Source organism: Kitasatospora purpeofusca, from assembly GCF_042691725.1.
GTDB classification, from domain to species: Bacteria; Actinomycetota; Actinomycetes; order Streptomycetales; family Streptomycetaceae; genus Kitasatospora; species Kitasatospora purpeofusca_B.
This window is the reverse complement of the sequence record NZ_CP170483.1, coordinates 3,712,709-3,738,056: the sequence shown is the minus strand read 5'-3', so window position 1 is coordinate 3,738,056 and position 25,348 is coordinate 3,712,709. Positions and strand designations below refer to the sequence as shown.

The following is a 25,348-nucleotide window of genomic DNA, read 5'->3' as shown; positions in this document are numbered from 1 at the left end:
TCGCCAAGGACGACGGCAGCGGGGTTTGTGGGGGCCAAGTGTCGGGAAATCGACAAAGCGCCGAAGCAATTTCGTCGGCTTCGGGTCCGCCCCGCCGAAATCGGCCGGGGCAGGTGTACGCGGGTTGCGGGTGATGCGACGATGGGACACATGGGGGACGCTGCCCGGCTGCTGACCGGCCGTCGGGTCCGCGCGCTCCCCGTGGGGTCCCCCCGGCCCCGGGCCGGAGGAGGACGCCGCGACACTCGGGGGGAGTGGGAGTCGGCATGAGGCTGATCGGCAGGAACGGGACAGGGGCGAGGCCGGCGGCGACCACCGAGGCGGACACCGATGCCTGGGCGGAGAGCCCCGAACGGCAGCCCGGCGCCCTGCCCGCCCAGCGCACCAGCGGTCTGGCCGAGCGCCGCCCCGCGGGCGGCTGGGGTCCGGACTCCCTGGTGCACGTCCCGGCCGGCGGCCTCGCCGCCGCGCCCGGCGCCCGCGGCGCGCCGTCCGAGGGGCCCCCGGGGCCCGGCGTCGAGAGCGACGCCGGCTTCGACTCGGCGAGCTTCGAGACCGCGCTGGCCGCCCGTGAGCAGGCCGCCCTGGAGGCCCGGCACCGGCGCGCCGCCGACGGCGGGGACCCGGACGCCGCCGCCCGGCTGGGCACCCTGCTGCTGCGCCGCGGCGACCTGGAGGACGCCGAACGGTACCTGCGCGGCGCCGCGGCCGCCGGGCTGCGGGCCGCCGCCAACAACCTGGGCGTGCTGCTGCACCAGCGGGGCCACCGGGCCGAGGCCGCCCAGTGGTGGCGCCAGGCCGCGGTGGCCGGCAGCGCGCCCGCCGCCCACGCGCTCGGCCTGCAACTGCGCGACCAGGGCGAGGAGGAGGCCGCCGAGTACTGGCTGCACTTCGCCGCCGACCACGGCCACCCGCTGGGCGCCTACGCGCTGGGCGACCTCATGGAGCACCGCCGGGACGTGCGCGCCGAGCGCTGGTTCAAGGTGTCCGCGGACGCCGGGCACCGGGAGGCCGCCTACCGGCTGGCCCGGATGCGCGAGGCCGCCGGGGACAAGGAGACCGCCGAGGCCTGGTACCGGATCGCGGCCGCCCGCAGCCATGCCCGCGCCGCGCTGCGCCTGGGCGTGCTGCTGGAGGACCGGGCCGGCGGCGAGCAGGCGCTGCTGGACGAGGCGGCCCGCTGGTACCGGCAGTCGGCGCAGAACGGCGAGCCGCGGGCGGCGTGCGCGCTGGGCTACCTGCTGCGCGACGGCGGGGACCTCGCCTCGGCCGCCGAGTGGTGGCAGGAGGCGGCCGAGGCCGGTGACGGCAACGCGGCCAACGCGCTGGGCGCGCTGCACGCCTCGCGCGGCGAGGCCGCCGCGGCCGAGCGCTGGTACCGCAGCGCGCTGGAGGCCGGCGACCAGAACGGCGCGTTCAACCTGGGCCTGCTGTGCGCCGGTGCGGGCCGCGACCAGCAGGCCGAGCAGTGGTACCGCCGGGCCGCGTACGCCGGGCACCGGGAGGCGTGCAACGCGCTGGCCGTGGTGCTGCTGCAGCGCGGCGACGAGTCGGGCGCCGAGCCGTGGTTCTCCAAGGCCGCCGAGGCGGGCAGCGTGGACGGCGCGTTCAACCTGGGCGTGCTGCACGCCGGGCGCGGCGAGCACCGGCAGGCCCAGGAGTGGTACGCGCGCGCCGCCGCGGAGGGGCACGGCGAGGCGGCGCTGCAGCTGGCGGTGGCGCAGGAGCAGCGCGGCAACGCGGCGGGCGCGCTGGAGCGCTACCGGCAGGCGGCGGCGGGCGGGTCGGCGGAGGGCGCGTTCCGGCTGGCCTCGGTGCTGGACCGGCGCGGGGACGCGGACGCGGAGGCCGAGCACTGGTACGCGCTGGCGGCGGACGCCGGGCACCGCCGGGCGCAGGTGCGGATGGGGGTGCGGGCGGCCGAGCGGGGGGCGCTGGAGATCGCGGAGAGCTGGTACCGGCGGGCGGCGGAGGCGGGCAGCCGCAGCGCCGCGTTCAACCTGGGGCTGCTGCTGGCCCGGCAGGACCGCGAGGCCGAGGCGATGCTCTGGTACACCCGGGCGGCGGACGCCGGGCACGGGCGGGCGGCGCTGCGCCTGGCGCTGCTGGCGCTGCGCCGGGGGGAGCCGGTGCTGGCGGAGGGCTGGTGCCGGCGGGCCGCGGACTACGGTCCGGCGGAGGTGGCCGAGCGGGCGGGCCGGCTGCTGGGCGCGCTGCACGCGGAGCTGAGCGCGTAACCGGGCGTGCGGCCGCGCCCGGCGGCGGGCGCGTCGTGGCGCGCGCCGGGGCGGTTCAGGGCCTGGCGGCGGAGCAGTCCGGGCACAGGCCGCGGTAGGTGATCTCGGCGCCGGAGAGGGTGAAGCCGAACCGCTCGGCGACGGGCAGCGCGGCCAGCGGGTCGCCCTGGGGGTGGACGTCGCGGATGGCGCCGCAGCCGTAGCAGACCAGGTGCTGGTGCGCGTGGTGGGCGTTGGGGTCGTAGCGCTTGGCGCGGCCGTCCGTGGCGACCTCCAACACCTCGCCCAGGCCCACGAGTTCGCCGAGGGTGTTGTAGACGGTGGCGCGGCTGATCTCGGGCAGGCGCTCGACCGCGCGGGCGTGCACCTCGTCGGCGGTCAGGTGGACGTGCTCGCCGTCGAGGACCTCGGCCACGACCCGGCGCTGCGAGGTCAGCCGCCATCCACGTCCGCGAAGTCTCTCCAGCAGGTCACTCATGGGATCAGGGTAAGTGACACTCCGAGTCTGGTTCCAGTGTTGACTTAGACAAAGTCCAAGTTAGGATCGATTCGTCCAGACCGGATCACGCGGAGGCCCCCTCACATGACTACCCAGGACGAGCTGCGCCCCACCCTCACCACGGAGGCGGGTGCCCCTGTCGCCGACAACCAGAACACCGAGACCGCCGGCGTCGGCGGACCGGCGCTGATCCAGGACCAGCAGCTGTTCGAGAAGCTCGCGCACTTCAACCGCGAGCGCATCCCGGAGCGCGTGGTGCACGCCCGAGGCGCCGGTGCCTACGGCACCTTCACGGTGACCGCGGACGTCACCGCGTACACCCGGGCCGCCTTCCTCTCCGAGGTCGGCAAGCAGACCGAGACCTTCCTGCGCTTCTCGACCGTCGCCGGCAACCTCGGCGCGGCGGACGCGGTGCGCGACCCGCGCGGCTTCGCGCTGAAGTTCTACACCGAGGAGGGCAACTACGACCTCGTCGGCAACAACACCCCGGTGTTCTTCATCAAGGACGCCGGCAAGTTCCCGGACTTCATCCACACCCAGAAGCGCGACCCGTACACCGGCTCGCAGGAGGCGGACAACGTCTGGGACTTCTGGGGCCTGTCGCCCGAGTCGACCCACCAGGTGACCTGGCTGTTCGGCGACCGCGGCATACCGGCCTCGTACCGGCACATGAACGGCTACGGCTCGCACACCTACCAGTGGCAGAACGAGGCCGGCGAGTACTTCTGGGTGAAGTACCACTTCAAGACCGACCAGGGCGTCAGGAGCCTCACCCAGGCCGAGGCCAACCGGCTCGCCGGCGAGGACCCGGACAGCCACCAGCGCGACCTGCGCGAGGCCATCGAGCGCGGCGAGTTCCCGGCCTGGACGGTGCAGGTCCAGATCATGCCGGCGGCGGACGCGGCGGCCTACCGCTTCAACCCGTTCGACCTGACCAAGGTCTGGCCGCACGCGGACTACCCGCCGATCGAGATCGGCCGGCTGGAGCTCAACCGCAACCCCGACAACGTCTTCGCCGAGGTCGAGCAGTCGATCTTCTCCCCGGCGCACTTCGTGCCCGGCATCGGCCCGTCCCCGGACAAGATGCTCCAGGGCCGCCTGTTCGCCTACGCGGACGCGCACCGCTACCGCGTCGGCGTCAACGCCGACCACCTGCCGGTCAACCGCCCGCACGCCACCGAGGCGCTCACCAACCACCGGGACGGCCACCTGTACGACGGCCGCCACGGGCGCCGCAAGAACTACGAGCCGAACAGCTTCGGCGGCCCGGTGCAGACCGGCCGCCCGCTGTGGGCGCCGCTGCCGGTCGACGGTGCCACCGGTACCCACGAGGCGCCCTCGCACGCCGAGGACAACGACTTCGTGCAGGCCGGCGACCTCTACCGGCTGATGGGCGAGGACGAGAAGCAGCGGCTGGTCGACAACCTGTCCGGCTTCATCGCCAAGGTCTCCGCCGACCGCGAGGACATCGTCGAGCGTGCGGTGGGCAACTTCCGCAAGGCCGACGCCGACTTCGGCCAGCGGCTCGAGACGGCGGTGCGGGAGCTGCGCAAGCAGCGCTGACGCACCCCGGCGCGGGGCCCGGTGAGGGGCCCCGCCGAGCGGCGGGCCCCGGGAGCCGACGGAGAACCGGCACCCGGGGCCCGCATCGTGCGACGGGGGCGGCGGCTAGACGCTCAGGCGGCGCAGCGCCTCGTCGTGGAGCAGGCCGTTGGAGGCGACGGCGTCGGCGCCGCCCGCGCCCGGGACGCCGTCCAGGCCGGTGAAGCGGCCGCCGGCCTCCTCGACGATGATGCAGTTCGCCGCCATGTCCCACAGCGACAGCTCGGGCTCGGCGGCGATGTCCACCGCGCCCTCGGCGACCATCATGTACGACCAGAAGTCGCCGTAGGCGCGGGTGCGCCAGCAGGCCCGGGTGAGGTCCAGGAACGGGTCGAGGCGGCCGCGCTCCTCCCAGCCGGTGAGCGAGGAGTAGGAGAAGGAGGCGTCCTCGATCCGCGAGACGCCGGAGACCCGGATCCGGCCGGCCTTGGCGAGGCTGCGGCCGGCGAACGCGCCGAGGTCCTTGGCGGCCCACCAGCGGCGGTTCAGCGCGGGCGCGGAGACGATGCCGACGACGGGGCGCTCCACGCCGTCCGGGCCGTCCTCCAGCAGTGCGATCAGGGTGGCCCAGACCGGGACGCCGCGGATGTAGTTCTTGGTGCCGTCGATCGGGTCGATGACCCAGCGGCGCGGGCCCGAGCCCTGTAGGCCGAACTCCTCGCCGAGCACCGCGTCACGCGGGCGGGCCCGCTGCAGGATGCTGCGCACCAGTTCCTCGGTGGCCTTGTCGGCGTCGCTGACGGGGGTCAGGTCGGGCTTGGTCTCGATCCGCAGGTCGAGCGCGCGGAAGCGCTCCATGGTGACCGCGTCGGCCGAGTCGGCGAGGACATGGGCGAGTCGGAGGTCGTCGTGGTAGTCGGCCATGGTCGAAACCCTAGCGCCCCGCCCCGCTCAGTGGGTGGAGCTGAGCTGGAGGCCGATGACCCCGGCGATGACCAGGGAGATCGAGACGAGCTTGAGCACCGAGCTGGACTCGCCGAGGAAGAGCATGCCGTAGATGGCGGTGCCGGCGGCGCCGATGCCGGTCCACACCGCGTAGGCGGGGCCGACCGGGAGGGTCTTCAGGGAGAGGGTCAGCAGGCCGAAGCTGCCGAGGGCGAAGACGCAGAAGCTGATGGTGGGCCAGAGCTTGGTGAAGCCCTCGCTGAGCTTGAGGTTGATCGCGAAGCCGGTCTCCAGCAGGCCGGCCAGGATCACCAGGGCCCATGCCATCGCGTGCTCTCCCTGTCGGTCGGCGGGATCGGTCGGCGGGCCGGGCCGTGAACCGGCCCGACTTTCCTATGATCACCACGAGAGGGCGCTTCGACACCTCGAATGCCGAAACCGGTGCGGCGACGGCCGTCAGTCGCCCTCGCGCGCCTCCTTGCTGGCCAGCAGGCGGCGCAGCGAGTAGAGCCGCGCCGGGTCGGCGTGGCCGTCGGCCACCCAGGCGTCCAGCGCGCAGTCCGGCTCGTCGTGGCTGCACGCGCGCGGGCAGTCCTCGGTGCCGGACTCCAGGTCGGGGAAGGCCTGGATGACCCGGGACGGGTCGATGTGCGACAGGCCGAAGGAGCGGAAGCCGGGCGTGTCGATCACCCAGCCGGCGTTCAGCGCCTTCTTCGAGCCGGCCTTGGCGCCGGGCGGCGGCGGCAGCCGCAGCGCGAGCGCGGAGACGGTGGTGTGCCGGCCCCGGCCGGTGACGGCGTTGACGTGGCCGGTGGTCCGCTGCCGCTCCGGGACGAGGGCGTTGACCAGGGTGGTCTTGCCGACGCCGGAGTGGCCGATGAACACGGTGCGCAGACCGCGCAGGTGCTCGCGCACGGCCTCGGCGCCGGCGCTCTCCAGCTCGTCGCGGCGGGTGACGACGTACTGGATGCCGAGCGGCGCGTAGGACTCCAGCACCGACGCGGCCGGGGCCAGGTCGGCCTTGGTGAGCACGAGCAGCGGTTCCATGCCCGCGTCGTAGGCGGCGACCAGGCAGCGGTCGATCAGCCGGGGCCGCGGCTCCGGGTCGGCCAGCGCGGTGACGATGGCGAGCTGTTCGGCGTTGGCGACGACGATCCGCTCGTAGGGGTCGTCGTCGTCCGCGGTGCGCCGCAGCACCGAGGTGCGCTCCTCGACCCGGACGATCCGGGCCAGGGTGTCGGCGTCCCCGGAGAGGTCGCCGACCAGGGAGACCGTGTCGCCGACGACGACGCCCTTGCGGCCCAGCTCGCGGGCCTTCATGGCGACGACCTCGTGCTCCTGCTTGGTCCCCGGGTCGACCAGGCAGGTCAGCCGGCCGCGGTCGATGGTGAGCACCATCGCCTCGGCGGCGTCCTCGTGCTTGGGCCGGATCCGGGTCCGCGGCCGGGATCCCCGGCGTGCGGGGCGGTTGCGGATGTCGTCCTCGTCGGCGTCCTTGCCGTAGCGGCGCATGTGCCCAGTCTCCCGCTCAGCCGCCCGCCACCGGTCCGGCGAGCAACTCGTCCCACATGGCGGGGAAGTCCGGCAGGGTCTTCGCGGTGGTGGCCACGTTCTCCACCTGGACGCCGGGCACGGCGAGGCCGATCACCGCGGCGGCGGTGGCCAGCCGGTGGTCCTCGTAGGTGTGGAAGACGCCGCCGGTCAGCTTGCGCGGGCGGATCCGCAGGCCGTCCTCGGTCTCGCTGACGTCGCCGCCGAGGCCGTTGATCTCCTTGGCGAGGGCCGCCAGCCGGTCGGTCTCGTGCAGCCGCAGGTGGGCGATGCCGTAGAGGTGGGACTCGGAGTCGGCGAGGGCGGCGACCGCGGCGATCACCGGGGTGAGCTCGCCGACGTCGTGCAGGTCGGCCTCGATGCCGTGGATCCGGCCGGTGCCGGTGAAGCGCAGGCCCTCGTCGGTGAACGCGCAGTCGCCGCCCATCCGGGTGTAGAGGTCGCGCAGCTGGTCGCCGGGCTGGGTGGTGTGCTTCGGCCAGTCGCGCACGGTGACCTGGCCGCCGGTGACCAGGGCGGCGGCGAAGAACGGCGCGGCGTTGGAGAGGTCGGGCTCGACGACCAGGTCGCGGCCGAGCAGGGCGCCGGGGGTGACCCGCCAGACGTCCTTCTCGCCGCCGTCCTCGGGGGCGTCGACCTGGACGCCGGCCAGGCGCAGCATGTCGACGGTCATCCGGATGTGCGGCAGCGAGGGGACGGGCCCGCCGATGTGCCGGACCTCGACGCCGTTGTTGTAGCGGGCGCCGGAGAGCAGCAGGGCGGAGACGAACTGGGAGGAGGCGGAGGCGTCGAGTTCGACGGTGCCGCCGTCGAGGGCGCCGGTGCCGTGCACGGTGAGCGGGAAGGTGCCGCGCCCGCCGTCGTCGATCCGGGCGCCGAGCACGCGCAGCGCGTCGATGACGCCGTGCTGGGGGCGCTCGTGGCTGCGCGGGTCGCCGTCGAAGTGGACCGGGCCGTCGGCGAGGACGGCGAAGGGGGGCAGGAAGCGCATGACCGTGCCGGCGTTGCCGACGTCGACCGAGGCGGGGCCGCGCAGCACGGGGGCCGGGATGACCCGCCAGGCCTCGCCGCCGCCGGTGCCGCCGGTGTCGTTGTTGACCTGCTCCTCGATGGTGACGCCGAGTGCGCGCAGGCCGTCGGCCATCAGCTGGGAGTCGCGGCTGCGCAGCGGGCGGCGGACCCAGCCGGGGCCGTCGGCGAGCGCCGCCAGCACCAGGGCCCGGTTGGTGACCGACTTGGAGCCGGGGATGGTGACGGTGGCGTCCACGGGGGTGGTCGCGACGGGGGCGGGCCACAGGGTCTCGGTCATGGGGCCAAGTCTAGGGGCCGTGGTGCGGGGCGCCCGTTCGCCTCCGATGCGGTGGCCGGGCGGGGTGCGGCGGGGCGCGGGGGCGGTCAGAGGGGGTGCAGCAGCCAGCTCGCGCCGAGGGCGAGGGCGGCGAGGGCGGTGACCAGGAACAGGGTGGTCCAGGCGAGGCCGGGGATGCCGGTGAGGCGGGCGAGCTGGTCGGCGTCGGAGTCGCCGCCCTGGCCGTGCCGGCGCTGCTGCTGGAGTTCGAGGACCGGGCGGACGGCGCCGAGGAGCAGGAACCAGGTGCCGAGGTAGGCGAAGCCGGCCTGGACCTCGGGGGAGCCGAACCAGGAGACGAGGAAGAAGGCGCCGCCGGTGAGCAGCACGGTGAGGAAGCCGTAGGCGTTGCGGACCCGGACGAGCAGGGCGAGCAGCAGGGCGACGGCGAGCCACAGCAGCAGGGTGATCCGGTCGGCGGCGAGCAGGGCGGCGCAGCCGAGGCCGAGCAGGGCGGGGGTGGTGTAGCCGGCGGCGGCGGTGAGGACCATGCCGGGGCCGGTGGGCCGGCCGTAGGAGAGGGTGAGGCCGGAGGTGTCGGAGTGCAGCCGGATGCCGGCGAGCCTGCGGCGGGTGGCGAGGGCGGCGAGGCCGTGGCCGCCCTCGTGGGCGATGGTGACGGCGCCCCGGGCGACCAGCCACAGCGGCCGGGCGAGGACGGTGAGCAGCGCGGCGGCGCCGGTGGCGAGCACGAGCCAGCCGGGCGGGGCGGGCTGGGTGCCGGTGACGGCGGTCCACAGCTCGTCGAGGGTCCTGGCGTCCATGGTTCTCCTCCGTCTCGGTTCGGCCGTCTCTCCCGGGGTGGCAGCCTGCCATGGGGAGGACGGCGGGCCGGGGCCGGGTGGTTCTGTGCGGCGGGCGCGGATCCGGGGGCGGGCGGGGCCGTGGCAAGCTGACGGTATGTGTGGTCGCTTCGCCGCGAGTACCCGGCCCGAGGACATCGTCGAGCTGTTCGGCGTCCGGCAGTGGGATCCGGCCGAAACGCTGGACCCGAGCTGGAACGTCGCGCCGACGCAGAGCGCCTTCGTGGTGCTGGAGCGCCTGGCGAGGGGGGCGCCGGAGCCGGTGCGTCAGCTGCGGGTGCTGCGCTGGGGGCTGGTGCCGCAGTGGGCGAAGTCGCCGGAGACGGCGGTGAAGATGATCAACGCCCGGGCGGACACGGTGCACGAGAAGCCGGCGTACCGGCAGGCGTTCGCCTCGCGCCGGTGCGTGCTGCCGGTGGACGGCTACTACGAGTGGCAGACGGTGCCGGGGGAGCGGGGGAAGGCGCGGAAGAAGCCGTTCTTCGTGTCCCGGGCGGACGGCGCGCCGCTGGCGCTGGCGGGGCTGTACGAGTTCTGGCGCAACCGGGCGGTGCCCTCGGACCACCCGGAGGGCTGGCTGGTGACGTTCACGGTGGTGACGACGGAGGCGGAGGAGCTGCTGGCGCCGATCCACGAGCGGATGCCGCTGTTCCTGGACCCGGGCTCGTTCGACGCGTGGCTGGACCCGGGGCTGGACGACGGCGGGTCCGAGGAGCTGCGGCGGCTGCTGATACCGCCGCCGCCGGGCGCGCTGCGGGTGACGCCGGTGTCGCCGGAGGTCGGCAGCATCCGCAACAACCACGCCGGGCTGACCGAGCCCCACACCGAGGTCGAGTACGAGACCACCCTGTTCTGATCCGTCCTGCACCCGTCCTGACCCGTTCTGACCGTCGTCCGCCGTCGAGAGGACCGCAGCCGTGACCGACCGGAAGCCAGCCGCCGTGACCACGGAGCCGGTGCCCACACCCGCCGGGGACGCCCGGATCACCCTGCACCCGGCGGCCGCGCCGAGGGCGGTGCTGGCGCTGGGGCACGGCGCCGGCGGCGGGATCGAGGCGCGGGACCTGGCGGCGCTGGCCGCCGCCCTGCCGGCCCGCGGGGTGTCGGTGGCGCTGGTGGAGCAGCCCTGGCGGGTGGCGGGGAGGAAGGTGGCGCCCGCGCCGCGGACGCTGGACGCGGGGTGGGTGCCGGTGGCCGAGCGGCTGGCCGGGACGGGCCTGCCGCTGGTGGTGGGCGGGCGCAGCGCCGGGGCGCGGGTGGCCTGCCGGACCGGGGCGGCGAGCGGGGCGGCGGGGGTGGTGGCGCTGGCGTTCCCGCTGCACCCGCCGGGCAGGCCGGAGAAGAGCCGGGCCGGGGAACTGCTCGGCTCGGGGCTGCCGACGCTGGTGGTGCAGGGGCCGGCGGATCCGTTCGGCGGGCCGGCGGAGTTCCCGGAGCTGCCGGCCTCGCACGAGCTGGTGGCGCTGCCGGCCGGCAACCACGGGTTCGAGGTGCCGAAGCGGTCGGCGACGGGGCAGCAGGAACTGCTGGACCTCGTCGTCTCGGCGGTGGGGGACTGGGTGCTGCGGGTGGTGTGAGCCGGGCCACCGGGGGCCGGGAATGCGGGCGGGGCCGCCGTGGTTGACACGGTCGTCAGTCGGAGTCCCATGGAAGGCAGGGCAGATGGGTTCGATCGCGTGCCCCGAGCGGTCGGAGGAGCGAGAGGCCGCATCGGCGTTCGCCCCCTCCTGGTCGGACTGGGTTGTCGGGAGCGAGAAGCCCGTCGGCCCGATATCCTCGCTTTCGGGGCGGCCTGCCGTAGGCCGTGACCGTCATGCCGAGGAGGTGGGTCCGGTCGTCGGGACCGAGCACGAGACCGAACCGGGCCGGGGCCCGGAGGAGGGCCTGCCCGCGGGCGAGGCGCTCACCGGTGAGGAGCTGGCCGAGGCGATCGGTGAGGACACCTTCCGGGTGTCGGCGGAGGAGACCGAGGAGGCCCGGCGGGAGCGCTTCGAGCGCGACGCCCTGGGCTACCTGGACCCGATGTACTCGGCGGCGCTGCGGATGACCCGCAACCCGGCCGACGCGGAGGACCTCCTCCAGGAGGCGTTCGCGAAGGCGTACGCGTCGTTCCACCAGTTCCGCGAGGGCACCAACCTCAAGGCGTGGCTGTACCGCATCCTCACCAACACCTTCATCAACTCGTACCGCAAGAAGCAGCGGGAGCCGCAGCGCACCGCCGCCGAGGAGATCGAGGACTGGCAGCTGGCCCGGGCCGAGTCGCACATGTCGACGGGTCTGCGCTCGGCGGAGACCCAGGCCCTGGACCACCTGCCGGACAGCGATGTGAAGGACGCCCTCCAGGCCATCCCGGAGGAGTTCCGGATCGCGGTGTATCTGGCGGACGTAGAGGGCTTTGCGTACAAGGAGATCGCGGACATCATGGGTACTCCCATCGGTACGGTGATGTCCCGGCTGCACCGCGGCCGTCGTCAGTTGCGCGGCATGCTGGAGGATTACGCCCGTGAGCGCGGGCTGGTCCCGGCCGGCAGCGGGGCAGGGCAGGAAGCGAAGGGCTCGGGCTCATGAGCTGCGGCGATCCGCACGACACCGAGTGTGGCGAGGTCCTCGACCACCTCTACGAATTCCTCGACAACGAGATGGCCGAGGGCGACTGCGTCAAGCTCCGCGTGCACTTCGAGGAGTGCACGCCGTGCCTGCGGCAGTACGGGCTGGAGCAGGCGATCAAGGCGCTGATCAAGCGTTCCTGCGGCTGCGACGACACCCCGGCGGACCTGCGCGGCAAGGTGCTGGCCAGGATCGACTCGATCCGGGCCGGGCAGCGGCCGGGCGAGGCGCTGGTGGTCGCGGTCGAGACGACGGTCGAGGTGCACGCGGAGGCGGCCGGTGAGCCGGCCGGGCCGGGCCGCGCCGCGGAGGCGGCGGCCGGAACCTGAGCACGGGTGCGCCGGACGGCGCACAGCGGACGACGGACGCGGGCGGCCCCGGGAGCGGATGCTTCCGGGGCCGCCCGCTGTCCGCGTCCCCTCCGCCCGCACCGCGCCGTCACTCGTTCGAGTGAGTTGGCGGTGTGCCAGCAGCGGCATTGCGCGATCACGCGTCCCCGTGCCGGGGCGGCGTCCTATCCTCCTGACGGACGCTCACCACCGCCCGTCCGCCGCCGCTTCGGCGCGCACCCGGGCGGGCGGCGGGCCGGGACGACGGGCCAGGGCGGCGCGGGCCAGCACGCGGGGAGGTCGATATCGCTATCGCTACCGACAGTGGAGACACGGACCTGCCGCCGGGCGCCGCGCGCTACCTGGTGGCCGTGCCGGTGCTGGCGGCCTGCTGCCTGCTGCCCCTGCTGCCGTTGCCCGCCCCGCCGGCGGTGGCGCGCTGGCTGGGCGCGCCGGTGGACTGGCCGAAGGTCGGGCTGCTGTCCTTCCTGCACGCCTGCTGGGAGTCGCTCGCCCAGGGCCTGGCGACGCCCTGCCTGCGGTTGACGCTGCTGCTGCTGCGCCGCCCGCCGCTGCGCGCCCGCAGGCCGGTCCGGCCCGGCGTCAACGCCTTCTTCCCGGTGCTGTTCGCCGGGGTGCTGATGCTGCCGCCGGCCGCCGCCGGGCTGGTCGCCGTCCCGGCCGCGCTGCTCGGGGCCGCCGAGGCGGACGGCCGGCGGCGCCAGGTGTGGAACGGCGCGCAGCTCGCGCTGTCGGCCTTCGCGGCCTCCGCGGTGTTCCACCTGCTGGCCGGGCCGCAGCTGCTGCTCGGCTCCCGCTTCCCGGCCGCGCTGCTGCCCGCGTTCGCCGCGCTCGGCGCGTTCTGCCTGGTCAACGGCGTGCTGGTGGGCGGGATGCGGGTGCTGGCGGAGGGGCGGCGGCCGACCGTGCTGCTGCGCGGCGCCTCCGCCGCCCTGGGGGTGCCGGTGCTGGTGCACGCGGCGGGCGGGCTGATGCTCGCCGTGCTGTGGCAGGGGCCGTACGGCGCGTTCGCCGCGCTGCTGGCCCTGCTGCCGCTGACCATCTCGGCCTGGGTGTTCGCCCAGGGGCACCGGGAGCGCGACGCCCACCAGGCGACCGTCCAGGCGCTGGTCCAGGCGGTGGAGATCAAGGACGCCTACACCCGGGGCCACAGCGAACGGGTGGGCCGGGCGGCGGTGCTGATCGCCGATCAGCTGGGCATGGAGGCCGAGCGGCTGCGCACCCTGCGGTTCGCGGGCATCCTGCACGACGTCGGCAAGCTGGGCGTCGCCACCGAGCTGCTGCGCAGAAACGGTCCCCTCACCGAGGCGGAGCGCCGGGCCGTCGAGGTGCACCCGGTGCACGGGTACGAGCTGGTGCGCGGGATCGCCTTCCTCGGCGAGGCGCACGCCGCGATCCTGCACCACCACGAGCGGATGGACGGCCGCGGCTACCCGGCGGGGCTGGCCGGCGAGCAGATCCCCGAGTTCGCCCGGATCATCTCGGTCGCCGACGCCTTCGACTCGATGACCTCCACCCGCTCCTACCGGCGCGGCCGGCCGGTCACCGAGGCGGTCGCCGAGCTGGAGCGCTGCTCGGGCAGCCAGTTCGACCCGGTGATGGTGCGGGCGCTGGTGGACGCGCTGGCCGTGCACGACTGGCAGCCGGTGCTGCCGCCGTCCCCGGACTGCATCAAGGCGGTGCCGGACATCCCGCTCGGCGTCCCGGAGCCGGCGCCCAGGGCGGCCCCGCGCGGGGTGCCGGTCCAGGGCGGCGGCGGCGTGCCGACGGCCGGGTCCTCGTGAGCGCGCGGCGGGGTGCGCGGGCAGGCGCGACGAACTCACCGGGGGGCGTGCGGCGACTGTCGGGCGCCGGGCGCGTGGGTGCGCCGCGGGCTCGCGCCGGTGCGGTGCGCGCGGTGCACGGGGCGGCGCTCGCGCTGCTGGCGACGTCCTTCGGGGCGGTGGCGGTGCGCGGCCCGGTCCAGCCGGGGGTGGCGCTGGCGTTCACCGCGCTGATCGCGGTCGGCGAGTGCGTGCGGATCACTCTTCCGGGCGACCGTGAGCAGGCGCCGATCGGGGCGGCGGGGGCGCTGGCGTACGCGCTGCTCGGGCCGCTGCGCGGGCTGCCGGCCGGGCCGGGGGTGCTCCAGGTGGTGGCGGTGACCGGTGCGGGCCTGCTGCTGGCGCTGCTGCCCGCGGCGGTGCGGGCGGCGGCCGCTCGGGCACCGGGCCGGGCGGCGGGCGCAGGGCCGCCCGGGCCGGCCGGGCCGGCGCCGTGGCGCGAGCGGGCCCGGCGGGACGGCGCGGCGCGGCGGCTGCTCGGGGCGGGGTTCGCGGCCGCCGTGTTCCAGCCGCTCTACAACAGCGGAGTGGTGGACCGGTTCTCCGCCGACGGCCCGGCGTACGGCGTGTTCCTGACGGCGGTGGCCGCGCTGGCCGCGCTGTGCGACGCGGTGCTGGCGGCGCTGTTGCGGCGGGCCCGCAGCGGCCTGCGGTTCCCGGCGGCGCTGGAGGACGAGCTGCGCTCGCTGTTCGGGATCGGCTCGGCGATCGCCGCCACCGGCATGCTGGTCAGCCTGGCCGCCGGGGAGGTGGGGCTGTGGGCGCTGCCGCTGTTCTGCGCGCCGCTGCTGCTGGCGCAGGTGTCGTTCCGGCGGGCGGCGGCGGTGCGGGCCACCACCGGGCAGACCATCGCCAGCCTGGCCAAGGCCACCGAGGTGGCCGGGTACACGCCGCCGGGGCACGCCCGCCGGGTCGCCGACACGGCGTGCGCGGTCGGCCGCGAGCTGGGTCTCGGCACCCGCGAGCTGGCCCTGCTGGAGTACGCGGCGCTGATGCACGACGTCGGGCAGCTGTCGCTGGTGGAGCCGGTGCCGGGCGGGGCGACGGCGCTGCTGCCGGACGAGGAGCAGCAGCGGATCGCCCGGCTGGGCAGTGAGGTGATCCGGCGCACCGGGGTGCCGCGGCGGGTCGCCGAGCAGGTCGCCCGGCTGGCCGACCCGTTCCCCGGGCCGGACGGCGGCGGGCGGGCGGTGCCGCTGGCGGCGCGGATCATCCGGGTGGCGAACGCGCACGACGACCTGTTGACGGCGGCCCGCGGGCGCGGGGCGGGGGAGGCGGTGGGCCGGCTGGAGGTGCTGGAGGCGCTGCGGCTGGGGCGGGGGCGGGTGTACGACGCCCGGGTGGTGGACGCCCTGGTGCGGGTGCGCGGCTGACCGCGCCCGGGCGGCCGCGGGCGGGCCGCACCACCGGGTCCGGGCCCGTGCGGGGGGCGTCCGGGGTTGAGGCGGCGGGGCCGGGCGGGCAGGCTGGGGGAGGGGCCGGAAACGGGCCGGGACGGAACCGGGCAACCCCGGCGGTGGGGAGCGCGGGCGGCGGCCGTCGTGGTTGGATGCGGTCGTAGCGTGGAAAACCGACCCGGGACACCGGGCCCGTGACGCGGGAGCGGTCGCGGGACTCGAGCGGACGACGACGGCAGGGACGAACGTGAGGATCTTCCACCGGGCACGGCACCGGCCGTCCGCCACCTGGCGGCAGACGACCGACCGGGCTTTCACGTTGATCGGCGACGGCCGGTACGAGGACGCCGGCGCCCTGCTGGTGATGGCGGCCGACCTGGAGCCGTGGCTGTCGGACTCGTGGTTCAACCTGGCGCTGCTGCACAAGTTCCGCCGCGACTGGGAGCAGGCCCGGGCGGCCGGGCTGCGGGCGGTGGCGCTGCTGGACCGCGAGCAGGGCGCCCCGGACTGGTGGAACCTCGGCATCACCGCGACCGCGCTGCAGGACTGGCCGCTGGCCCGCCGGGCCTGGCAGGCGTACGGGCTGAAGCTGCCCGGCGGCCCCGGCTCGCGCGAGGACGGGCCGGTCAGCCTGGACCTCGGGACGACCCCGGTGCGGCTCTCCCCGGACGGCGAGTCCGAGGTGGTGTGGGGCCGCCGGCTGGACCCGGCCCGGATCGAGGTGCTGTCGATCCCGCTGCCGTCCTCCGGCAGACGCTGGGGCGAGGTGGTGCTGCACGACGGCGCCCCGCACGGCGAGCGGGTCACCGACGGGGTCGCCTACCCGGTGTTCGACGAGATCGAGCTGTGGGCGCCGTCCCCGGTGCCGACGTACGTGGTGCTGCTGCAGGCGGCGACCGAGCCGGACCGGGACGCGCTGGAGCGGCTGGTCGCGGACGCGGGCTACGCGGCGGAGGACTGGACGTCCTCGGTGCGGCTGCTGTGCCGGGCCTGCTCGGAGAGCCGGATGGCCTCGGACGACGGCCACACTGCCCACCACGACCCGCACGACGACGGGGACGCCGCGCACCCCGGCCACCTGAGCCACCTGAGCCCCGGCGCGGGCGGGATGTCCTGGCTGGCCGAGCGCGAGTGCGGGATCGCCGCCCCGGCGCACCTGGTGCGGGTGCTGCTGGACCGCTGGGCCGCGGCGTCGCCGGGAACCCGGGCGTACCGGGATCTCGAAGAGGTGTGCTGAGCCCGCTGAGTACCCTGGTGCGGTACGCGTAGGCCTATGGAAGCGGAAGACATGGCGGAGCAGGAGCAGCACGAGCACGACGAGACCCCGAAGGTGGTCGGCGAGCAGCCGGACCTCTCCAGGGGCACGGCGCGCCCGATCACCGTCTACGGCAACCCCGTGCTGCACCGCGAGGTGAAGGACGTGACGGCCTTCGACGGCGAGCTGTCCGCGCTGATCGACGACATGTTCCAGTCGATGTACGCGGCGGAGGGCGTGGGCCTGGCCGCCAACCAGATCGGCGTGGACCTGAAGGTCTTCGTCTACGACTGCCCGGACGACGACGGCGTGCGGCACGTCGGCCACGTGGTCAACCCGGTGCTGGAGGAGTTCCCGAAGGACCGCCGGCGGGTGCTGGACGACGGCAACGAGGGCTGCCTGTCGGTGCCGACCGCCTACGCCGAGCTGCCCCGCCCGGACTACGCGGCGGTGACCGGCCAGGACAAGGACGGCAACCCGATCCGGGTCGAGGGCACCGGTTTCTTCGCCCGCTGCCTGCAGCACGAGACCGACCACCTGTTCGGTTTCCTCTACATCGACAAGCTGTCGAAGCGGGACCGCAAGGACGCCCTGCGCCAGATGGCCGAGGGCACCGCGCGCTACGCGACCGCCCCGAACGACTGACGCCGCCCGGGAGCTGACGGAGGGCCGGTGGGCAGCAGCTCACCGGCCCTCCGGCGTGTCCGGGGTCAGCCGCGCGCGCGGGCGGTGGAGTCGCGGGCGACCAGGACGGGGGTGAACAGGTAGTCCCGGGCCCGGCCGCCGTGGCCCTCCAGCTGGCGCCAGAGCGCGTCGGCGACGGCGGCGCCCATCTCGTCGATCGGCTGGCGGACGGTGGTGAGCGGCGGGTTGCTGTGGGCGGCGAGGTAGCAGTCGTCGTAGCCGATCACCGAGAGGTCGCCGGGGACGCTGCGGCCGGCCTCGCGGGCGGCCTGGACCACGCCGAGGGCCATCAGGTCGCTGCCGGCGATCACCGCGGTGACGTCCGCGTCGAGCAGTTGGCGGGCGGCCGCCGCGCCGCCGGCGATCGAGTAGGCGGACTCGGCGTACCAGTCGGCGGGGGGTTCCCCGCCGAGCAGTTCGCGCATCGCGCGCCGGTAGCCGTCCAGGCGGTTGAGCGAGGGGCGCAGATAGCCCTGGCCGCCGGCCAGGCCGATCCGGCGGTGGCCGAGTTCGCGCAGGTGGGCGACGGCGATCCGGGCGCCGAGCGCCTCGTCGGTGGCGACGGTGGGGACGGCGAGGCCCTCCACCCGTCCGCTGACCAGCACCATCGGGATGCCGCGCTCGTGCAGCAGCCGGTAGAAGCCGTGGTCGGCGTCGGGGTTGGCGTGCCGGCCGGAGACCAGGACCAGGCCGGAGACGCCCTTGCGGAGCAGGACGTCGATGTAGCCGAGTTCGGCGGTGCCCTGGCGGGTGGAGGTGCCGACCACGGCGGTCAGGCCGTGCTTGGCGAGCTGCACCTCGATCGCGGAGGCGAGCAGCGGGAAGACCGGGTTGTCGAGTTCGGGGACGACGATGCCGATCAGCGCGCCCTGGTGCGGGTCGTAGCCCTGGTCGGGCTGCCAGCCGAGCTCCCGCATGGCCTCGGCGACCTTCACCTTGGTGTCGTCGGAGACGCCCGGCCGGTCGTTGATCACCCTGCTCACCGAGGCGGCGCTGACGCCCGCCCGGGCGGCGATGTCGCGCAGTGACGGGCCGCTCAATTGGTCCTCCGGTCTGGTCGGGCCTGCATCTTACAAAGCCCGGCCCGGCGGGCCGCGCAACAGGATGAAACGATCTTAGCAACGTATTGCGCAACAGTTTCATCGCCGTTACGGTTCCCTCGTCGGCCCCGATAAGCGGAATGTCGGCATCCGTTAACCTGTCCACCCGCCCCGAGGAGCCCCATGGACCCGGCCAGCAGCCACCGCCTCGCCGCCCGCCACCAGCCGCACCACGACGGGTCCGCGCGGTACGTCGGCGATCTCGCCCCGCGCCTCGGGCAGCACGTCGACCTGCTGGTCCGGGTGCCCGCCGGACAGGACGTCGAGCGGGTGTTCCTGCGCTCCGTCCCGGACGGCGAACCGCACTTCACGGCCGCCGCCGTCGACCGCGTGGAGGACACCGGGACCATCTGGTGGCGGGCCGCCCTGGAGATGGTCAACCCGGAGATGAACTACCGGTTCTGGCTGCACACCCCGGACGGCGGGCGCTGGCTCACCGCCGCCGGCCTGCACGACCACGACCTGCCCGACGCCACCGACTTCCGCCTCACCACCCACCCCGCCCCGCCCGCCTGGGCCGCCGACGCGGTGGTCTACCAGATCTTCCCGGACCGCTACCACCGCTCCGGCGACGCCCCGCTCGCCGCCTGGGCCCGCCCGGCCGACTGGGACACCCCGCTGCGCACCGGTGACGCCGAGGCCCTCCAGCAGATGTACGGCGGCGACCTCTGGGGCGTGGTGCGCAAGATCGACCACATCCAGCGGCTCGGCGCCACGGTCATCTACCTGACCCCGTTCTTCGAGGGCCGCTCCAACCACCGCTACGACGCCGTCTCCTTCGACCGGGTCGACCCGGCGCTCGGCGGCGACGAGGCGCTGATCGCCCTCACCGCCGAGGCGCACCGGCGCGGCATCAAGGTGATCGGCGACATCACCCTCAACCACTCCGGCGACCGGCACGACTGGTTCCGCACCGCGCAGGCCGACCCGGCGAGCCCCGAGGCCGGCTTCTACTTCTTCGGCGAGGGCGGACCGGAGGACTACGCGACCTTCCTCGGCGTGCGCACCCTGCCGACCTTCGACCACCGCTCGGCCGAACTGCGCCGCCGCCTCTACGAGGGCCCGGACTCGGTGATCGCCAAGTACCTCGGGGCGCCGTTCCACCTGGACGGCTGGCGGGTCGACGTGGCGCAGATGGCCGGTCGGCGCGGCGACGTCGAGCTCAACCACCTGGTCGCCACCACCACCGCGGCCACCGTCCGGGCCGCCAACCCCGACGCCGTCCTGCTCGCCGAGCACCAGCACGACGCCTCGCTCGCCCTCGCCGGCGACGGCTGGCAGGGCACCATGAGCTACGCGGGCTTCACCCGGCCGGTCTGGAGCTGGCTCGTCGAGAAGCACGACCAGAAGGACTTCTGGGCCGTCCCCGGGCCGATCCCCGACTACGACGCCGCCCGGGTGCGCGCCACCATGACGGCCTTCGGCGCCGCGCTGCCCTGGCGCAGCCGCGCCCACAACCTGACCCTGCTGGACTCGCACGACACCGCCCGGTTCCGGACCTTCGCCGGGCCGGATCGCCAACTGCTCGGCGCGGCCCTGCTGTTCACCCTGCCCGGCATCCCCATGGTGTTCTCCGGCGACGAGGTCGGCGTCCTGGGCGAGGGCCTGGAGGAGGGCCGCAAGCCGTTCCCCTGGGACGAGTCCGCCTGGGATCAGCACACCTGGCGCACCTACCGCGACCTGGTCCGGCTGCGCCGCGGCCACAGCGCGCTGACCGGCGGCGGGCTGCGCTGGCTGCTCGCCGAGGGCGACGTCCTGCTGTTCGAGCGGGAGGACGAGCGGGAGCGGATCCTGGTGCAGATCAGCCGGGCCGACCACCCGCCGGTGGCCGGCGAGTGGCACGCCACCCACCTGCTCGGCGGGCCGCAGCTGGTCCCCGGCCGTGACCTGCCCTGCGAGGGCCCGGCCGTGCACGTCTGGTCGGTGGCCCGATGAGCGCCGACACCGCCTGGTCCGCCCCGCACGGTGACACCGCCCCGCACGGCCGGTCCGCCGTGCGCCGGGGCCGGATCGAACGGATCCCCGCCTTCCGCTCCGAGCCGCTGGGCAACGAACGGGACCTGCTGGTCCACCTGCCGCCCGGCTACGACGACCGGCCGGACGCCGACTACCCGGTGCTCTACCTGCACGACGGCCAGCAGGTCTTCGACCAGGGGCAGCAGCCCACCTGGGCGGTGGACCGGACGCTGGAGGCGCTGTACGCCGAGGGGCTGATCCCCGAGCTGATCGCGGTCGCGGTGCCCAACGCCGGCGTCGACCGGGGCGTCGAGTACTCGCACGTCGCCGAGTACTGGCGCACCCCCGGCACCCCGCTGAAGGGCCACCGCTACGAGGCGTTCCTGACCGACGAGGTCAAGCCGTTCGTCGACGCCCGCTACCGGACCAGGACCGGCCCGGAGCACACCGCGCTGATGGGCTCCTCGATGGGCGGCCTGGTCACCTACCACATCGCCTTCCGCCGCCCCGAGGTCTTCGGCCTGGCCGCCGTCCTCTCCCCGTTCCTCACCCACGTCGACCCGGACGGCCTGGGCGAGCGGGTGGTGCACGAGCGCTACCGGCGGCGCGGGCCGCGCCGGATCTGGCTGGACATCGGCGGCCGGGAGGGGCTGATCATGGCCCGCCCCGCCCGCGAGTTGGCCGGCCGGCTGGTCGACGAGGCCGGCTACACCTCCGGCGCCGACCTCCTCTACTACGAGGACCCGGCCGCGCCGCACCACGAGAACGCCTGGCGCCCGCGCGCCCGGCACGCGCTGCTGCACCTGTTCGGCGCGCCCTCGCCGGTGCGCTCGCTCACCGTGGAGCCGGAGATCCTGCTCGCGCCCGGCGAGACCTGGAGCGCCGTCAACCCGGTCGCGGTCCGCGCCGACGGCGTGCGGTACACCGCGCTGGAGGCCGGCTACCGGGTCGAGCGCCCCGAGGTGGCGGCCGTCTCGCCGCACGGCGGACTGCGCCCGCTGGCCGCCGGACGCACGGCGGTCACCGTCCGGGCGCACGGGCTGGCCGCGCGCACCGAGGTCGCGGTCGTCCCGGAGCTGCCGGCCCACCCGGTCCTGGAGGTCACCGTGACCGTCCCGCCTGGCACCCCCGACGACGCCCCGGTGATGTTCGGCCCGCTGCCCTGCGCCCCGGCCGGGCCGGGCCGGTTCCGCGGCCGGATCGCCGTCCCGCGCGGCACCGGCTTCGACGGCGGCGTCTCGCGCGGCTGGGGCCTGGACGCCGTCGACGCCGACGGCCGGCGGGTGCTGCACCCGCTGCGGGTCGACCGCGACACCCGGCTCGACCTCACCGTCGAGCGCTGGCACCGGCCGGCGGACGGCATCTGACCCCCCACCCCCCGGCGATCCCCCCCTGCGGCCCACCCCCGCACCCCTCCCGGACGAAGGAGTCTCGGACCATGAGCCACCGGATCACCCGCCACCGCAGAACCGCCGCACTCGGCCTGCTCGCCCTGCTGGTCACGGCCTGCGGCGGCACCTCGCCCTCCGCCGGCCCCGCGCCGGCCGGCGCCGCCGCGGACGGGCCGACGACCGCCCCGCCGATCGGCGCCGCCGAGGGCGACCTGGTGATCTGGGCCCAGACCCAGCAGGCCGCCGCCCTGCAGCCGCTCGCCGACCGCTTCGGCCAGGAGCACGGCGTCAAGGTCACCGTCGCCCCGCAGTCCGTCAACACCCAGCAGGCGTACGTCACGGCCACCAACGCCGGCAAGGGCCCCGACCTGGTGGTCGGCGCCTCCGACTGGCTGGGCAACCTGGTGCAGAACGGCACGGTCGCCCCCGTCCCGCTGACCGCGCAGCAGAAGGCGCTGTTCCAGCCCGCCGCCCTGGAGGCCGTCGCCCAGGGCGGCCAGCAGTACGGCCTGCCGTACGCGACCGAGACCCTGGTGCTGTTCCGCAACACCGAACTGGCCCCGGCCGCGCCCGCCACCTTCGAGGACCTGGCCGGCACCGCCCAGGGCGCCGTCCGGGCCGGGAAGGCTGAGGTCCCGCTGGCGCTGCCGATCGGCCAGCAGGGCAACGCCTACGCCCTGCAGCCGCTGTTCACCTCGGCCGGCGGCTACCTGTTCGGCAGCAAGCCGGACGGCGGCTGGGACACCGCGGACCTCGGGGTCGGCGGCCCGGGCTCGATCGCGGCCGGCGAACTGTTCAAGCAGTACGGGGAGAAGGGCGCCGGACTGTTCAACCGCTCGGTGGACACCAACGCCATCTCGCTGTTCACCGGGCGCAAGTCGCCCTACCTGGTGGCCGGGCCGTGGGCGCTCGGGCAGGTCAAGCAGGCCGGCCTGCCGTACGCGATCTCCCCGGTGCCCGGCTGGGCCGGCAAGGAGCAGGCCCGCCCCTTCATCGGCGTGCAGGCGTTCTACCTCTCCGCCAAGGCGAAGAACCAGCCGCTGGCCCAGGAGTTCCTGCTGCGCGCGATCGGCTCGGAGGAGGGCCAGCTGGCGCTCTACCAGGCCTCGCCGGAGCCGCCCGCGCTGACCTCGGCCCTCGCCAAGGCCACCGCCGGCGACCCGGACATCGGCGCCTTCGCGGCGGCGGGCGCGGCCGGGCAGCCGTTGCCGACCATCCCCGCCATGAACGCGATCTGGGGCCCGCTCGGCCAGGCCGAGGCCAACATCGTGGCCGGCGCCGACCCGGCCGAGACCATGCGCCAGGCCGGCGAGGCGATCCGCGCCGCCCTGGCCGCCGGCCACTGACACCCCCGGCGCCCCGCGCCCCTCCCGGACGGACCAGGGACCATCCCCATGACCTCCCCCACCCTTCAGGACAGCAGGAGCCCGGCCCGCCCCTCTGCCGGCGCCCCCGAACCCCCGCCCCGCCGGGCCGGCGCCGTGACCGCGCAGCTGGTGAAGATCATCCTGTTGTCCGGCGTCACCGCGCTCGCCCTCTTCGCCGCGCCCAAGCTCTACCAGGCCGGCCACTGGGCCGCCCTCGGCGTCCTCGCCGCGGGGACCGGGGCGACCTTCTGGGTCTACCTCTCGCCGCGCCGGCTCGCCGCCAAGTACCTGCTGCCGGCCACCGTGCTCTTCCTGGCCTTCGTGGTCTACCCCGTGCTCCACATCGTCGCGGTCTCCTTCACCGACTACGGCGACGGGCACCTGCTCACCAAGGAGCAGGCCGTCCGCACCCTGGTCGACAACTCCGTGGAAGCCGTCCCCGACGGCGCCTCGTACACGCTCACCGTCGCCGCCGACCCGGCCGGCGGCCCGCTCGTCCTGCTGCTCACCGACCCGGCGACCGGCCGGACCGAGGCCGGCACCGCGCGCGGCCTGGCCCCCGCCCCGGCCGGCACGGTGACCGCCCCCGACGGCCGGGTGACCGCCGCGCCGGGCCTGCGGATCCTCACCCTGGGCCAGGTCAACGGGCGGGCCCAGGAGCTGAAGGAGCTGCGGGTCCCGGTGGACGGCGGCTTCGTGGTCGGCCAGGGACTCTCCTCGGCCACCACCGCCCGGCCCACCCTGGCGTACGACGCCCGGGCCGACACCCTCACCGACACCCGCACCGGCACCGTCTACCGCTCCGGGGGCGGCCGTTTCACCGCCACCGACGGCTCCGGGCGGACCCTGCCCACCGGCTGGCACCGCACCGTCGGCTTCACCAACTTCACCGCCGTGCTCACCAGCCCGGCCGTCCGCGGCCCCTTCCTCGGCGTGCTCGCCTGGACCTTCGGCTTCGCCGCGCTCTCCACCGGCGCCTCCTTCGCGCTCGGCCTCGGCCTCGCCTTCACCCTGCACCACCCGCGGCTGCGCGGGCAGCGGCTCTACCGCTCACTGCTGCTACTGCCGTACGCGATGCCCGCGTTCATCGGCATCCTGATCTGGCAGAGCATGTACAACCGGGACTTCGGGCTGCTCAACCAACTGCTGCACACCCGGATCGACTGGCTCGGCGACACCTGGAGCGCGCGCTTCGCGGTCGTCCTGACCAGCCTGTGGCTCGGCTTCCCCAACATGCTGCTGATCTGCACCGGGGTGCTCCAGTCGATGCCCGCCGAACTGAACGAGTCCGCGCGGATCGACGGCGCCGGGCCGTGGACGGCCTTCCGGGCGGTCACCTTCCCGCTGCTGCTGGTGGCCGCCTCGCCGGTGCTGATCTCCTCCTTCGCCTTCAACTTCAACAACTTCAACGCCGTCCAACTGCTCACCGGCGGAGGACCGTTCGACGGCGCCGGCGGTACGGCCGGCTCCACCGACATCCTGATCAGCTACACCTACCGGGTGGCCTTCGGCGGGCAGGGCGCCCAGTACGGCTTCGCCGCCGCCCTGTCGATCTTCATCTTCCTGCTGGTCGGCCTGATCACCCTGGTCGGCTTCCGCCGCACCCGGGCCCTCGAGGAGCTGAACGCATGACCACCACCGCCCGATGGCTGCGCCGGTTCGGCTGGCGGCACCTGGTCGCCGTCCTCGCCGTCTGCTTCGCGCTCCTCCCCCTGCTGTTCGTGTTCTCCGCCGCGCTCAACCCGCTCGGCACCCTGCAGTCCTCCACGCTGCTGCCCGAGCACGCCTCGTTCGCCAACTTCACCGCGCTGTTCACCGACGAGCAGTACCCGTTCGGGCGGTGGCTGGCCAACACGGCGCTGATCTGCGGCAGTTTCGCCGTCCTCAACGTGCTGCTCGGGGTCTGCTCGGCGTACGCGTTCTCCCGGTTCCGCTTCCGGGGCCGGCGGGTGGGGCTGCTCACCGTCCTGCTGGCGCAGATGTTCCCGCAGTTCCTCGCGGTCGTCTCGCTCTACCTGCTGTTCGCCGGGATCGGCGACGTGCTGCCGGCGATCGGCCTGGACACGCCCTGGGGGCTGCTCCTGGTCTACCTCGGCGGGGCGATGGGCGTGAACACCTGGCTGATGAAGGGGTACCTGGACACCATCCCGAAGGAGATCGACGAGGCCGCCAAGGTGGACGGGGCCGGGCACGCGCAGATCTTCTTCCGGATCATCCTGCCGCTCGCCGCACCGATGCTGGTGGTGGTCGCGATCCTCTCGCTGACCACCGCGCTCAACGACGTCATCCTGGCCGGCATCTTCCTGACCTCCAACGAGTCCAAGACGGTGGCGGTCGGCCTCTACGGGATCATCTCCGGCCAGCAGGACCAGAATTACGGCCTCTTCGCGGCCGGGGCGCTGGTGACCTCGCTGCCGGTGATCGTGGTCTATCAGTTCCTCCAGCGCTACCTCGCCCAGGGGCTCACCGCCGGCTCGGTCAAGGGCTGAGCCG

At 74.9% G+C, this 25,348-nt stretch carries 22 protein-coding genes; 15 read left to right on the top strand and 7 right to left on the bottom strand.

Going from position 1 to position 25,348, the window contains the following annotated elements; all coding sequences use genetic code 11:
• Positions 1-266: 266 nt before the first annotated feature.
• On the top strand, positions 267-2,237 hold the full coding sequence (locus tag ACFCLZ_RS15680) for a sel1 repeat family protein (protein WP_380285505.1): 1,971 nt from the start codon (positions 267-269) through the stop codon (positions 2,235-2,237).
• A 55-nt stretch (positions 2,238-2,292) separates the two neighbouring features.
• Here the strand turns inward: ACFCLZ_RS15680 and ACFCLZ_RS15675 are convergent, their stop codons facing one another.
• Positions 2,293-2,715 carry a Fur family transcriptional regulator gene (locus ACFCLZ_RS15675; RefSeq protein ID WP_380285504.1) on the bottom strand — a complete coding sequence of 141 codons (423 nt, stop codon included), beginning with the start codon at positions 2,713-2,715 and terminating at the stop codon, positions 2,293-2,295.
• A gap of 105 nt (positions 2,716-2,820) precedes the next feature.
• Between ACFCLZ_RS15675 and ACFCLZ_RS15670 the strand changes: the two genes are divergently transcribed.
• The gene (locus ACFCLZ_RS15670) at positions 2,821-4,299 is read left to right on the top strand and encodes a catalase (RefSeq protein ID WP_380285503.1); all 1,479 of its coding nucleotides are present in this window, start codon (positions 2,821-2,823) and stop codon (positions 4,297-4,299) included.
• A gap of 105 nt (positions 4,300-4,404) precedes the next feature.
• On the opposite strand, the gene hisN is transcribed toward ACFCLZ_RS15670, so the two are convergent.
• The 5 genes from hisN to ACFCLZ_RS15645 form a co-directional block, all read right to left on the bottom strand.
• Positions 4,405-5,202 (bottom strand): histidinol-phosphatase, encoded by a 798-nt coding sequence (gene hisN, locus ACFCLZ_RS15665; protein ID WP_380285502.1) that lies wholly within the window; start codon positions 5,200-5,202, stop codon positions 4,405-4,407.
• 27 nt (positions 5,203-5,229) lie between these two features.
• The gene (locus ACFCLZ_RS15660) at positions 5,230-5,550 is read right to left on the bottom strand and encodes a DMT family transporter (protein WP_380285501.1); all 321 of its coding nucleotides are present in this window, start codon (positions 5,548-5,550) and stop codon (positions 5,230-5,232) included.
• A gap of 129 nt (positions 5,551-5,679) precedes the next feature.
• Entirely contained in the window at positions 5,680-6,735 is a 1,056-nt protein-coding gene (gene rsgA / locus ACFCLZ_RS15655; RefSeq protein ID WP_380285500.1) for a ribosome small subunit-dependent GTPase A, read from the bottom strand.
• 16 nt (positions 6,736-6,751) lie between these two features.
• Positions 6,752-8,083: a 3-phosphoshikimate 1-carboxyvinyltransferase gene (gene aroA / locus ACFCLZ_RS15650; RefSeq protein ID WP_380285499.1), complete on the bottom strand. Its 1,332-nt coding sequence runs from the start codon at positions 8,081-8,083 to the stop codon at positions 6,752-6,754.
• Positions 8,084-8,169: 86 nt separating this feature from the next.
• Positions 8,170-8,886, bottom strand: coding sequence for a M50 family metallopeptidase (locus ACFCLZ_RS15645; RefSeq protein WP_380285498.1), 717 nt, complete (start codon positions 8,884-8,886; stop codon positions 8,170-8,172).
• 136 nt (positions 8,887-9,022) lie between these two features.
• Between ACFCLZ_RS15645 and ACFCLZ_RS15640 the strand changes: the two genes are divergently transcribed.
• The 8 genes from ACFCLZ_RS15640 (at position 9,023) to def (ending at position 17,002) form a co-directional block, all read left to right on the top strand.
• Entirely contained in the window at positions 9,023-9,781 is a 759-nt protein-coding gene (locus ACFCLZ_RS15640) for an SOS response-associated peptidase (protein WP_380285497.1), read from the top strand.
• A 61-nt stretch (positions 9,782-9,842) separates the two neighbouring features.
• Complete coding sequence (locus ACFCLZ_RS15635; RefSeq protein ID WP_380285496.1) at positions 9,843-10,502, top strand: alpha/beta family hydrolase; 660 nt, start codon at positions 9,843-9,845, stop codon at positions 10,500-10,502.
• A 247-nt stretch (positions 10,503-10,749) separates the two neighbouring features.
• The gene (locus ACFCLZ_RS15630) at positions 10,750-11,493 is read left to right on the top strand and encodes a sigma-70 family RNA polymerase sigma factor (protein WP_380285495.1); all 744 of its coding nucleotides are present in this window, start codon (positions 10,750-10,752) and stop codon (positions 11,491-11,493) included.
• Positions 11,490-11,861 (top strand): mycothiol system anti-sigma-R factor, encoded by a 372-nt coding sequence (rsrA, locus tag ACFCLZ_RS15625; protein ID WP_380285494.1) that lies wholly within the window; start codon positions 11,490-11,492, stop codon positions 11,859-11,861. Before ACFCLZ_RS15630 ends, rsrA begins: the two co-directional genes overlap by 4 nt.
• A 371-nt stretch (positions 11,862-12,232) precedes the next feature.
• Entirely contained in the window at positions 12,233-13,666 is a 1,434-nt protein-coding gene (locus tag ACFCLZ_RS15620) for an HD-GYP domain-containing protein (protein ID WP_380285493.1), read from the top strand.
• Positions 13,667-13,770: 104 nt separating this feature from the next.
• A complete protein-coding gene (locus ACFCLZ_RS15615) occupies positions 13,771-15,078 on the top strand; it encodes an HD-GYP domain-containing protein (protein WP_380285492.1) in 1,308 nt (435 codons plus the stop codon).
• A 271-nt stretch (positions 15,079-15,349) separates the two neighbouring features.
• Complete coding sequence (locus ACFCLZ_RS15610; RefSeq protein ID WP_380285491.1) at positions 15,350-16,339, top strand: tetratricopeptide repeat protein; 990 nt, start codon at positions 15,350-15,352, stop codon at positions 16,337-16,339.
• A gap of 51 nt (positions 16,340-16,390) precedes the next feature.
• Positions 16,391-17,002 (top strand): peptide deformylase, encoded by a 612-nt coding sequence (gene def, locus ACFCLZ_RS15605; RefSeq protein WP_380285490.1) that lies wholly within the window; start codon positions 16,391-16,393, stop codon positions 17,000-17,002.
• Between the two features lie 65 nt (positions 17,003-17,067).
• Here the strand turns inward: def and ACFCLZ_RS15600 are convergent, their stop codons facing one another.
• The gene (locus ACFCLZ_RS15600) at positions 17,068-18,081 is read right to left on the bottom strand and encodes a LacI family DNA-binding transcriptional regulator (RefSeq protein ID WP_380285489.1); all 1,014 of its coding nucleotides are present in this window, start codon (positions 18,079-18,081) and stop codon (positions 17,068-17,070) included.
• 183 nt (positions 18,082-18,264) lie between these two features.
• Here ACFCLZ_RS15600 and ACFCLZ_RS15595 point away from each other — a divergent pair, with 183 nt between their 5' ends.
• From ACFCLZ_RS15595 to ACFCLZ_RS15575, 5 genes are all read left to right on the top strand, one after another.
• Positions 18,265-20,076, top strand: coding sequence for a glycoside hydrolase family 13 protein (locus ACFCLZ_RS15595; RefSeq protein WP_380285488.1), 1,812 nt, complete (start codon positions 18,265-18,267; stop codon positions 20,074-20,076).
• Complete coding sequence (locus tag ACFCLZ_RS15590) at positions 20,073-21,464, top strand: alpha/beta hydrolase (RefSeq protein WP_380285487.1); 1,392 nt, start codon at positions 20,073-20,075, stop codon at positions 21,462-21,464. Before ACFCLZ_RS15595 ends, ACFCLZ_RS15590 begins: the two co-directional genes overlap by 4 nt.
• 71 nt (positions 21,465-21,535) lie before the next feature.
• A complete protein-coding gene (locus ACFCLZ_RS15585; RefSeq protein ID WP_380285486.1) occupies positions 21,536-22,834 on the top strand; it encodes an extracellular solute-binding protein in 1,299 nt (432 codons plus the stop codon).
• 48 nt (positions 22,835-22,882) lie between these two features.
• Complete coding sequence (locus tag ACFCLZ_RS15580; RefSeq protein WP_380285485.1) at positions 22,883-24,487, top strand: ABC transporter permease subunit; 1,605 nt, start codon at positions 22,883-22,885, stop codon at positions 24,485-24,487.
• A complete protein-coding gene (locus tag ACFCLZ_RS15575) occupies positions 24,484-25,344 on the top strand; it encodes a sugar ABC transporter permease (RefSeq protein ID WP_380285484.1) in 861 nt (286 codons plus the stop codon). Before ACFCLZ_RS15580 ends, ACFCLZ_RS15575 begins: the two co-directional genes overlap by 4 nt.
• Positions 25,345-25,348 lie beyond the last annotated feature (4 nt).